General features: G+C 73.7%; 7 protein-coding genes. 2 read left to right on the top strand and 5 right to left on the bottom strand.

Features of this window, described 5'->3' with window-relative positions; all coding sequences use genetic code 11:
- Positions 1-181: 181 nt before the first annotated feature.
- A complete protein-coding gene (locus FF36_RS18355; RefSeq protein ID WP_044886313.1) occupies positions 182-1,294 on the bottom strand; it encodes a 1-acyl-sn-glycerol-3-phosphate acyltransferase in 1,113 nt (370 codons plus the stop codon).
- 17 nt (positions 1,295-1,311) lie between these two features.
- Positions 1,312-2,148, bottom strand: a complete 837-nt coding sequence (locus tag FF36_RS18350; protein ID WP_044886340.1) for a patatin-like phospholipase family protein — start codon at positions 2,146-2,148, stop codon at positions 1,312-1,314.
- A 1,016-nt stretch (positions 2,149-3,164) separates the two neighbouring features.
- Between FF36_RS18350 and FF36_RS18340 the strand changes: the two genes are divergently transcribed.
- Positions 3,165-4,328, top strand: coding sequence for an LLM class flavin-dependent oxidoreductase (locus FF36_RS18340; RefSeq protein ID WP_082122024.1), 1,164 nt, complete (start codon positions 3,165-3,167; stop codon positions 4,326-4,328).
- Positions 4,329-4,597: 269 nt separating this feature from the next.
- Here the strand turns inward: FF36_RS18340 and FF36_RS18335 are convergent, their stop codons facing one another.
- Both FF36_RS18335 and FF36_RS18330 read right to left on the bottom strand, forming a co-directional pair.
- Positions 4,598-5,437 (bottom strand): SDR family NAD(P)-dependent oxidoreductase, encoded by an 840-nt coding sequence (locus FF36_RS18335; RefSeq protein ID WP_044886311.1) that lies wholly within the window; start codon positions 5,435-5,437, stop codon positions 4,598-4,600.
- A 176-nt stretch (positions 5,438-5,613) separates the two neighbouring features.
- Positions 5,614-7,308: a RecQ family ATP-dependent DNA helicase gene (locus tag FF36_RS18330; RefSeq protein ID WP_236706071.1), complete on the bottom strand. Its 1,695-nt coding sequence runs from the start codon at positions 7,306-7,308 to the stop codon at positions 5,614-5,616.
- 506 nt (positions 7,309-7,814) lie between these two features.
- Here FF36_RS18330 and FF36_RS18325 point away from each other — a divergent pair.
- Entirely contained in the window at positions 7,815-8,933 is a 1,119-nt protein-coding gene (locus FF36_RS18325) for a hypothetical protein (protein ID WP_044886310.1), read from the top strand.
- Here FF36_RS18325 and FF36_RS18320 read toward each other — a convergent pair.
- On the bottom strand, positions 8,918-10,684 hold the full coding sequence (locus FF36_RS18320) for a class I adenylate-forming enzyme family protein (RefSeq protein WP_242422600.1): 1,767 nt from the start codon (positions 10,682-10,684) through the stop codon (positions 8,918-8,920). The genes FF36_RS18325 and FF36_RS18320 overlap by 16 nt on opposite strands.
- Positions 10,685-10,803 lie beyond the last annotated feature (119 nt).

Raw genomic sequence — 10,803 nt, 5'->3', positions numbered from 1 at the left:
GAAAACCATGGGTCGACGGTAGAACAACACACCCCGGATGTCGAACACATGTTCGTACGCTGTGAGCGGAGACGACACGGGAACCAACCCGCACTCCGCGAGCCCGGGCAGCGCCCGTCGGACTCGGATTCCGACCTCGCCCTCCTGCCCAGGGACGACCGAGCCCCCTGGAAGGGGCCATCTACACCACGGGGTTGACCGGGCCTGTCGGCGACGGCGGGTCGCCCTCCGATGGCTGACTCGCGTCGGCAACGGCGGCAACGGCAACGGCGCCGGCGCCGCCCCCGTCGACGCCGTTGCCGACGGCGCGCTGAGCGCCGATCCAGGCATTCACCACTGCCCAGTGCATCGTCAGCCACTGCCGCCGGGCCCGTTCGGGACCCGGGATCTCCGCTGCCGGCACCCACCACCAGCGCACCATCAGCGGCGCCACGAACGGCAACGCCCGCCAGACCTCGCCGGGCGCGCTGAACTCGTCCAGACCGGCATGCGCGACGATCATCGTGGCGGCGATCCGGCCGGTGGCGAGCGCCGCGAGCACCCCGGCCGGCCGCGGCGGCAGGACGGCGTCGAGGTCCTCGGCGACCGCCGCCCGGTCCCACTGGCCGCGCGCCCGCAACCGGGCGATCAGCCGACGCCGGCGCGACGGCGTGAAGTTCGCACCCTCCGGAAAGATCACGAGTGCCTCGCCGGCGCCCAGGCCGCGTGCGAGCTCGCCGATCCGGGCGGCGGCGTGGTCGTCCGACCCGTCGTTGCGCAGGAAGCAGGCGCCGAGCCGGCCGAGCAGGATGTCGATCGCCGGATCGAGCTGGAGCCGGTTGATCAGCACCACCCGCGGGATCCGGTGGTAGCGGTTGAGCAGCAGGTGGATGAGCACGAACGAGTCCCCCGGCCCGGCGTGCCGGCTCAGCACGAGGACGGGCCCCGAGCCGGCGTCGACCGTCCCCGCGGGCGGCTCGGTGACCTCCAGACGCAGCCCGACGAGCCGCCGGGCGGACGCGACCAGCACGGCGAGCGTGCGGCGCAGCAGCCACAGGTGGGCGGCCTCCCAGCGCCCGCCGAGGGCCGGCCGGGCCAGCCACAGCCCGAACATGGCGACGATCAGCACCGCCTCGGCGGTCAGGTAGATCGCGACGAGCAGGGCTGCGCGCGGCACCCGCAGCCGGCGGTCGACCGGCGCGCCCAGCAGGCCGAGCGCGGCGACGGCCACCCCGATCAGGGCCAGCGCCGCCGCCAGCGGCACGAACAACGGGTCGACCAGGAAGCGGCGGATCGCCCACGGTGGAACACCCACGGCGTCAACCCTCCACGTCAGGACACGTCCAGCGGCCGGGTGCGGCCGCCAGCGGTGAGGTCGAGGTAGGCCGCGGTGGCCTGCCGGGCCTGTTGGATGCGCCGGTTCAGGCCCGAGGTGGAGCGGTAGCGCAGCGGCACCAGCGGAGCTCCGCGCTCCCCGACCGGCAGCACGTGGACGGCGACACCGCTGGGCAGCCGGGCCATCGCCTCGGTGAAGCCGCGCCGGCGGGCGATCTCGAAGGCGACCAGACCGGCCTCCCACGGCCAGCGCGGCGGCCGCAGCGGCCGTTCGATCCGGCCGACGTGCAGGACGAAGACGGTGTGGGCCCCGAGCTCCACCGCCCGCCCGACCGGGTTGCTGTCGACGATCCCGCCGTCGATGAAGTGCTCCTCGCCGATGCGCACCGGCGGCAGCAGCGCCGGGACCGCACAGGAGGCCAGCACCGCCTCGACGAGCGGTCCGCGGTCGAACCAGTGCGCGGCGGCCCGTTCGATGCTCGCCGCGACGCACTGGAACCGCACCGGCAGGTCCTCGATCGGCTCGGCCGGCAGGTGCGTGCGCAGCAGCGCGCGCAGCGGGGCGTTGGAGTGCAGGTGGCCGTGTTGGACGACGGTGGCCAGCCGCCGGGCCGGGCCCCCCGCGAACACGTCGGAGATGCCGAGCTGCGACCACAGGTCGGTCAGCCGGTCGATCGTCGCGGGCGCGGGTTCGGCCGCCACCGCGGCCCCGTTGATCGCACCGACGGAGGTGCCGACCACCAGGTCGGGCAGGATGCCGGCGTCGAACAGGGCGGCGAGCATGCCGACCTCGCTCGCGCCGAGAATGCCGCCCCCGCCGAGGACGAAGGCCACCCCCGCCCCGCCGACCGCATCCGCCCCGCCGACCGCATCCGCCTGCACGCCCACCGCCCGCCCGGGCCGGAGCTCCGGCCGCTCATCCCGACCCGCCGATTTCGCGTCCACCCACACCCCATCCGCCGAACCGCCCGTATCCGCCGAACCCCTCGTATCCGCCGAACCCCTCGTGTCCACCGAACCGTCAGTCCTGCGGCGACCGCTCGCGGTCCGTGGCGGCGATCGATCACCTCCTTCCCCGATCCGGGCCGGCCGACCCGTCCGGATCCGGATCGCCGGCCCCCCCTGGCACCCCGAGCGCGCGGCCGGCATCCCCTTCGCCTCGGGCGCGGCCGGCATCCCCTTCTTCTCGGGCGCGGCCGGCATAGCCACGCCACCGGTGCCCGTCCGTCGGGGAACGACCCCGGGCAGGGAGAATGAGCGGCATGCTTTCGGACGACGACGTGGATGAGATCGTCTTCAGCGCGGCGGGCAGCGGCGATCACCGTGGCGCGGCGGGCACCCTGGAGACGCTGGCCGAGCAGCCCGACACCCACAGCGAGACGATCACCCGGGCCTCCCTGCTGGTCGACGCGGGCAGCCAGTACGGGCTCGCCCACGACTGGAGCGAGGCGATCCGCTGCTACCGTGCCGCCGTGGCCGACGGCAGCGCCTGCCCCGTCGATCCCCGTGTCTGGCTGCACGACGGGCTGCTACGCGACGGGCAGGCCGAGGAGGCCGCCGCGCTGCGGGCGGAGCTCAAGGCGGCGAAGTCGGCCGATCCGGGCGTGTACGAGGCGGTGGCCGAGAGCCTGGAGGCGGTCAGCCTGCTCGACGACGCCCACANCTGGTTCACGATGGGCTACCACCGCTGCGAGCGGGCCCCGGTGCCGGACTTCCTGCTCGACCTCCTGCTCGTCGGGCGCCGCCGGGTGCGCGTGGCGCTCGGCCATCCCAGCGACGCCCTCGACGAGGTCGCCGAGGACTACATGGAGACCGTGGGCGGCTGAGGCGTGACCGCGGCCGGCAGAGACGTGACCGGAACCGGCTCCGACGTGGCGGGAACCGGCTCCGACGTGGCGGGTGGGGAAGACAGCGGCCCCGCCACGTCGTTGCACCACGTCGTGAAACCGACCCGAAGCGTCCCCCTGTCCGTGCTGGACCTCGTGCCGGTCGGCACCGGAACGACCCCCACCGATGCGGTCCGCGGGTCGCTCGACCTCGCCCGGCACGCCGAACGACTCGGATTCACCCGATACTGGTTGGCGGAGCACCATGGCATGCCCGGCATCGCCAGTTCGGCGACGTCGATCCTCATCGGCCAGGTCGCCGCGGCCACCAGCACGATCCGGGTGGGTTCCGGCGGCGTGATGCTGCCCAACCACGCTCCGCTGGCCGTTGCCGAGCAGTTCGGCACGCTCGGTGCCCTGTTCCCCGGCCGGATCGACCTGGGCATCGGCCGGGCCCCCGGCACGGATCCCGCCACCGCCCGGGCGCTGCGGCGCACCGCCGGGCTGCTCGCCGTCGACGACTTTCCCGAGCAGCTTGCCGAGCTGACCACCTTCCTCGCCGGCGGCGACTTCGCCGCCGACCATCCGATGCGCGGCGTGCACGCGTTCCCGCAGTCCCCGGCGCCGCCCATCTGGCTGTTGGGGTCCAGCGGCTACAGCGCCCAGGTGGCCGGGATGCTGGGCCTGCCGTTCGCCTTCGCGCACCATTTCAGTTCGGCGAACACGGTGCCGGCGCTCGATCTGTACCGCCGGTCGTTCCGCCCCTCGCCCGGCCGGGAGCATCCGTACGCGATCGTGGCCACCGCCGTGGTCTGCGCCGAGGACGATGAGCGCGCCGAATGGCTCGCGGCGCCCGTCCGGCTGGCGATGCTGCGGATACGCGGCGGCCGTCCCGGCGTCTTCCCCTCCCCCGAGGAGGCCGCCGCGCACTCCTGGACCCCGCAGGAGCGGGCCGCGGCCGAGAACGCGACGGCGTCGCACATCGTCGGCTCCCCCTCGACCGTCCGCGCCGGGATCGACGCCCTGCTCGACGTGACCGGCGCCGACGAAATCATGATCACCACGAACGTCCACCGGCTGGCCGACCGGATCCGCTCCTACGAGCTGGTCGCCGAGCTCGGCGGGCTGACCCCGGCCGACCCGGTCGCTCCGGCATTCGCCCCGGTGGGAGCGTCCCGCTCACAGTGACCGGGCCGCTCGCACCTGACCGGGCCGCTCGCACCTGACCGGGCGCGCCCACGCATGGCTGGGCCCGCCGGCGGTGCTCGGCGGCAGCCGGCCCGGCGGCAGCCGGCCCGGCGCCGGTCGCCCCCCGACCGGGCCACTGCGGGGTCGCCCGATCGGGGGATGGTTCCGTCGGCCGCCGGAGGGCCGCGCCGCGCCGCGGACCCTCACGGCGGTGGGCGGCCGGGGTGGTCCGATCGGATCGCACGGAACGGCCGGCGGGGGTGGCCCGATCAGGCCGCGCGACGCTTCACGGGCGCCGCGCCCGGCAGCGCGGCCAGCGACCCGGACCGCAGCACCCGCTCGGTGATCCGCGCGACCAGGCCGCGGGGCAGCAGCCGGGAGGCGTTGGACGTCAGGTAGTTCAACCGGCCGTCGATGACGTACGCCTGGCCCCGGTCGAGGGCACGGAAGGCCGCCGCCACCACCTCGTCGGTGGTCCGCAACCGGCCGCCGGCGGACATCCGCGAGCCGACGACCTCGAAGAAGTTGGTGTCGGTCGGCCCCGGGCACAGCGCGAGCACGCGCACCCCGCGGGAGCGGCACTCGGCCCACAGGCCGATGGAGAGCGACAGGACGAAGGCCTTGGAGGCCCCGTAGACCGCCATGTAGGGGACGGCCTGGAAGCCCGAGGTCGACGACACGTTGATGATGGTGCCGGAACCCCGGGCCACCATGGCCGGCAGGAACAGGTGCGCGACCCGCTCCACCGCCACGACGTTCAGCATCACCTCTCGGTGGTCCCGGTCCGCGGACAGCTCGTGGTACGGCCCACGGGTCCCAAAGCCGGCGTTGTTGACGAGGATGTCGATCTCCAGGCCGATCTCGGCGACCGCCTTGGCAAGCTGGTCGGGGCCGCTCTCCTCGGCGAGGTCGATGGGGACGGCGTGCACCTCGACCCCGTAGCGGGTGCCCAGCCGCTCCGCGACCTCCCGCAGCCTGGGCTCCGCCGGCGCCACCAGGACGAGTCTGGCACCCCGGGCCGCATACGCCTCCGCGAAGGCCGCGCCGATGCCTGACGATGCCCCTGTGACCAGGGCGGTGCTCATCTGAAGATCCGCTCGCGCGGTCATGGTCCTCCCTGCTTGGCCGGGCGCGTCACCGTGCTTGGATCCAGCGCACGGCACGCGACGATGTCAGGAAACGACATCATCGGACATCTCGGGATGGACCGGGCAAATGCTGTAACGACGGTCGTACCTGTAGGTGCGGGCCCTTCGGTGGGGGGATGCCCTGCGGCGCAGGTCTTTCACGTCCGGTCGAGCAGGTGACGTTCCCGGACCGCCCCCACCGACAGGGTGCGGTAGCCGACGTCGTCGAACAGCACAGTGATGCGATCGCCATCCTCCTTGACGACCTGTCCCCGGCCCCACGAGACGTGGCGCACCGCGGCGCCGGCCGGGAACGGCGCCTCGCCGTCAGCGGGTTCGACCCGCCGCTGGGCCGGCAGGCCGGCCAGGCAGTTGTCGCAGCGCCCGCACGGGCCGCCGGTCGTCTCACCGAAGTAGGCCAGCAGGAACGCCCGTCGGCAGTCCCGGGTCTCGGCATAGCCGCGCATCATCTCGACACGGGAACGGTCGACCTCGACCCGCGCCTCGGCCACCCCGAGCGCGCGCCGCGCCGCCTCCTGCGGATCCGGGGCGTCGGCCCGCGCGGCGATGCGCCCGTCGTCGCCCACTGCCACCACATCCGCGCTGGCCAGCAGGTCCACCAGCCGGGTCAGCGCGGTGTCCCGCAGCCCCGCCGCCTTGGCCAGCTCCCGCGCCGTCACCGGTGCGTCGGCGTGCCCCAGCAGCACCGCGACGCGTCGTAAGGCAGTCTCGTCGACCCGGCCGGACGCGAAGAAGCGCCGCAGCCCGAGATCCTCCGGCCGGTAGAACAGGCAGGCCACCGCGGGCTCACCGTCCCGCCCCGCACGGCCGATCTCCTGGTAGTAGGAGTCGAGGGAGTCGGCCACCTCGGCGTGGATGACGGTGCGGACGTTGGGTTTGTCGATGCCCATGCCGAACGCGGTCGTGGCGACCACCACGTCGCACCGATCAGCCATGAAGTCCGCCTCGACCTCGCGTCGGCGCGCGGCCTTCAGCCCGGCATGGTACGGATACACCGTCAGCCCGAGGCCGGCGAGCTCGTCGGCCAGCTCCTCGGTGGCCCGCCGGGTGGCCGCGTAGACCAGCGCCGGCTTGGCCTCCCCCGCGATGCGTTCGATCAGGCTCGCCCGCTTGGCCTCCTCGTCGGTGAACGACACCACAGACAGGAAGATCTCGGGCCGGTCGAACCCCCGCACGACCTCGACCGGGTCGCGCAGCCGTAGCCGCTCGCGGATCTCCCGGCGCACCGGCGGGGCCGCAGTGGCCGTCAGCGCCACGACCGTCGGATGCCCGAGGTCCTCGATGACCTGCCCGAGCTGGCCGTAGTCGGGCCGGAAGTCGTGCCCCCAGGACGCGATGCAATGGGCCTCGTCCACGACGAACAGGGACGGTCGCGCCTCGCGCAGCGCCGCCCGGACGTCGTCGCGGGCCAACTGCTCCGGCGCCAGAAAGAGGAACTCGGTGCGCCCCTGCCGGACCGCGTCGAAGGCGGCCTGCCGGGCCGCCCGCCCGGCGTCCGAGTTCGCCGCGGCCGCCGCCGGGTCGTCGTCGCCCAGCAGGCCCGCCAGCCGCTCGGTCAGTCCGCGCACCTGGTCGCGTTGCAACGCGATCAACGGCGAGACCACGATGGTCGGGCCGGCCAGCACCAGCGCCGGGATCTGGTAGACCGCCGACTTGCCCCCGCCGGTCGGTAGCACGCACAGCGTGTCCCGGCCCTCGACGACGGCCCGCATGGCGTCGAGCTGACCGTCCCGCAGCTCCGCGAAACCGAACCCCTCCTGGGCGACCAGCCGGATCAGGTCGCCCAGCTCGTCGTCAACCCTGGCACCCGGCCTGGCACCCGGCCCGGCCACCGCGGGCTCCTGCGACCCTCCCGCTTCCAGCGGCCTTCCCGCTTCCAGCGACATGCCCGGTTCTGGCGGCAGGCTCGGCTGGAGGGTCGCCGCCGGCTCGCGGGAAGCATCCGGCTGCGGGGCGGTGGCCGGCGACCGGCGCCGGCCCGACTCGGAGGGCGTCCGCGCCCGTGCCTCGGTGGCACCGGCGGCGGGCGCAGAGCGGCGCCGCCCCCGGATCCAGGCAGTCAGCAGTCTGGTTGTCTGATCACGACGGCTCATGGTGCCGCTGGGCGTACCCACTCACCACGGGCCCCCACCCTCGAACGACCACGAAGGGGACAACCTTCGCCGACCTACCACCACCATTCCGACACCGACCGACAAACGCCCGCCCCAGCGAACCGCCGCTCGCCCACACAGGTCTGCCGTACCGGCCGACTCACGGAGCACATTCGACTCCGAAAAGTATTTGACCGACTACAGTTTTGCTCCTACCGGATGATCGCCGCGGGAGGAATGTATCAATGCGTAGCCGGAGGTTCCGACATCTGACGGTTCCCCTTATCGCCCTGCTCGCCGCGACCGCCATCGCGCTCCCCCTCCTCGGCCGCGGCGGGGGCAACGCCGTCGACGGGGACGGCGCCGCCTCGGCCAGCCCGGTGGTCGGCGACAGGAAGGCAGGCGACCCGGCCGGGCGGCTTGGACGGGCCGAGCCGACGCGCCGGCCGCTGACCGCCGCGGCCAGGGCCGTCCCGGCCACCCCGGCGGGCAAGCTGCGCTTCGGGTTGGGGCCCGGGCTCGACAGCGCCCACACCTCCCCGCTCGCGCCTGACCTGGACTTCCTCAGCACCTGGTACAACGGGCCGAACGATCTGAGCTTCCTGCGCAAGTGGAAGGCCGATCTGATCCCCGAGGTCTACCGTTCGGGTCACGGCATCCACCTCATCGTCTGGCTCGACGGCACCGGCGAGGTCGGCACCGTCCAGACGGCGCACGGCCCGGCGTGCGGACGCGAGTACCCGCTGTCGAGCGGCTTCCTCGACGACGCGCGCGAGCTCGCCTCGATCTTCTCCGGTCCCGCGGACGGTCCCGCGCTCTACGTCACGCTGTTCACCGAGTTCCAGACGTACCCGTGCCACCCGAACGCGTGGGCCACCACGCCGGACACCACCAACTACTACCTCACGCTGCAGGACCAGTACCTGGCGGCGTTGGACATCTTCCATTCCGGCGCGCCGAACGCGCGGGTGTCACTCGGCTGGGGCGGTTGGCAGAGCCGCTGGGACGATCCGGTCGCCGGCGGCGGCCGATCGCTGATCACCCATTTCGCGGACGTGCTGCGCGCCTCGGACTTCGAGAGCTTCCAGGCGATGGGCACCGACTCGAACGCCGCGGACGTGCGGGACATGACGCGGGCGCTCGGCCAGTACGGCCCGGTCATGCTGGCCCACTTCAAGTCCGAGTCGCAGGCGACGTGGGAGGCGGACATGCACGCGTTGCTGGCCGGGGACGCGGTGCGCCAGCTCAGCCAGGACGGCCTGTTCGCGTTCAGTTTCATGGACGCGGCCAACATCGCCTCGCCGACGGCGCTAAGCCTGGCCCGGGGCGCGATCCAGAGCCACGGGGTTCACTCGACACTCTGAGCGCGCCGAGGCCCGTCGGCGGGCGTGCCGTCGGCGGGCGTGCCGTCGGCGGGCGTGGTGCGCTGGGACGGCGAGGAGGCGGCGGTCAGCGACCGCAGGGCCCGGCGGTCGGTCTTGAGCACGCTGGTGAGCGGCAGCGACTCGATGATGTGCACCTCACGGGGGTAGCGCAGGGGTCCGAGCCGGGCCCGGCCCCAGCGCACCAGTTCCTCCGGGGAGACCGTGCCGCCGGCGACGAGCTGCACATAGGCGATCACCTCCTCGCCGTGGCGGTGGTCGGCCCGGCCGACGACCCCGCACGCGGCGACGTCGGGATGACCGAGCAGGCCGTCCTCGACGTCACGCGGGTAGACGTTGACCCCGCCCCGGATGATCAGGTCCTTGATCCGATCGACGACGTACAGGTAGCCGTCGACGTCGCAGCGCCCCACGTCACCGGTATGCAGCCAGCCGCCACGCAGCGCCTCGGCGGTGGCCTGCGGCGCCTGCCAGTACCCCGTCATCACCATCGGGCCCCGCAGGCAGATCTCCCCGTCCTGCCCGGTGCCGGCCGCCGAGCCGTCGGGCAGCTCGACGCGCACCTCGACCCCGAACGCGGGAAGACCGACGCTGCCCAGCCGCGCCGCGCCCGGCGGCGTGATGGTGACGCCGCCCGCGCTCTCCGTGCAGCCGTACCCCTCGACCAGCTCGACGCCGGGCAGGCGCCGCTGCCACTCGAGCGCGATCTCCCTCGGCAGCGGCGCGCCGCCACTGGTGACGCGGCGCAGCGACGACGTGTCGGCCAGGTGCAACGGCTCCGCGAGCAGCTGACCGATCATGGACGGCACCAGCGCGCTGACCGCGACCCGGTGTTCGGCCACCAGGTCCAGCCACCCGCGGGGGTCGAACCAGCGCATCAGGACCGCGGGGCCAGGCTTGCGCGCATGCAGCGTCATCACGCTGATCGTCAGGCCGTAGATGTGCGACAGCGGCAGCGGCAGCAGGCCGGCGAGCTCCTCGTCCAGGTTCCCCGACGAGGCCGCGAAGCCCCCGGCGGACAGCGCGTCGTGGGACAGCACGACCCCCCGCGCCCGCCCGGTGGTGCCGCCGGTGTAGAGCAGCGCGGCCATGGCATCCGGATCGGCCGGTTCGAGGGGACCTTCGTCGCCCGCCGCGAGGTCGGCGAAGCGCAGTACCGGCGGCCCCGCCCCGGCCGCCCCGGCCAGGTCGGACCGGCCGGCCAGATCAGCACCAGCACCAGCACCAGCACCAGCACCAGCACCAGGCGAATCGTCCGCCACGATCAGTGCCCGCACCTGCGGGCAGCCGCTCGCCACCGCGCGGACCTTGGTCAGGAACTCGGGGGTCGTGACGACGAACCGGGCGCCGCTGTCGACCAGCACGTGACGCAGCTCGGCCTCGTCGAGCAGGAACAGCGTCGGCGTCACGACCCCGCCGGCCCGCCACACCCCGTGGTAGGCGACGGCGACCTCCGGACAGTTGGCCATGTGGACGACCACCCGGTCACCGGCGACCAGCCCCGCGCCGCGCAGGCCGGCGCTGAACCGGCAGGATCGGACGAAGCGGGCCGCGCCGGACTCGACCCGACCCTCGAAGATCAGTTCCTCGGTGCCGCCGGTGCGTTCCACGGCGAGCTCCGCGAGCCTGCCCAGGCTGAACCCGGTCGGTCGGTAGCCGGCTGCGCTCACCATCTCCCACGTCGCCTTCCGCCGGCGCGTCGGCGAGCCGGCGACTCCGGCCCGCTCGCGCATGTGAAGCATCTCACCTCACCGGATGATCGGCGGCCTGCTCGCCACACCTCGGCCGCGGCGCGGGGAACACGTCGGGAACACGGATGGCGGACCAACGGCGCGCCGTACACCGCTGGTTA

It is taken from the genome of Frankia torreyi (assembly GCF_000948395.1).
Taxonomy (GTDB): Bacteria; Actinomycetota; Actinomycetes; order Frankiales; family Frankiaceae; genus Frankia; species Frankia torreyi.
The sequence above is the reverse complement of the archived record's forward strand: the minus strand, read 5'-3'. Positions and strand labels throughout refer to the sequence as shown.

Coding starts and splice junctions, on each gene's coding strand:
- FF36_RS18335 (WP_044886311.1), bottom strand. CDS start 5,437: ATGACCGCGCGAGCGGATCTTCAGATGAGCACCGCCCTGGTCACAGGG.
- FF36_RS18325 (WP_044886310.1), top strand. CDS start 7,815: ATGCGTAGCCGGAGGTTCCGACATCTGACGGTTCCCCTTATCGCCCTG.
- FF36_RS18320 (WP_242422600.1), bottom strand. CDS start 10,684: ATGCGCGAGCGGGCCGGAGTCGCCGGCTCGCCGACGCGCCGGCGGAAG.